The organism is Methylophaga sp. UBA4204 (assembly GCF_002379485.1).
Classification (GTDB): Bacteria; Pseudomonadota; Gammaproteobacteria; order Nitrosococcales; family Methylophagaceae; genus Methylophaga.
Genome location: NZ_DFTU01000092.1, coordinates 13,443 through 14,084 on the forward strand (window position 1 = coordinate 13,443; position 642 = coordinate 14,084).

The window sequence follows — 642 nt, forward strand, 5'->3', positions numbered from 1 at the left end:
GGGTCATATTGATATGGAGTAAGTTTGGCCCCCCGCTCCAGCGCAGCATAAGCATTAATCATTTAATATCCTTAATTCGGTCAGGAATGTTAATTACATGATTATTATAGGTCAGCATCGTTTGGACACTTATCCCAAACTGGCAACTTTCGATGAAATAGTGAAGCTAGGAGCAAAATGTATAGTTCACGTTTAATCATTTTGCTTTATTCATCTCCATTACTGAAGCAAATATCACTGTAAATATCCGTTATGCATAATCTGAAGACGCATTTTTCATAACGCTTGTCAGATGTTATAGTCAAAAAAAAGCACCATAAAGACATATAGCGCTATATCTATCGCTAGAATCTGTTGATCTTTCAAAGTCACCACTGCTGGAAGCTATTTTTTCGTTCTACAAGGCGGAAATGATGCGAGGCGGCTATGAATTATCAACAGACCCTAGTTTACTAAGCCCTTTTTGCCAAACTTACTTCTGTTTACTCAAATGGATCTGAACTGTCTGCAGAAATGATCCGGAGAGGTATTTATGCATAGGAAATTAACAATTTCAGTATTTTTAGTCTGTTCAGCATGCAGTCAAAATGATGTAAACCTGACATTTGCTGAGTTGGAAGCTGCTGGTTTTGAAAAACATCA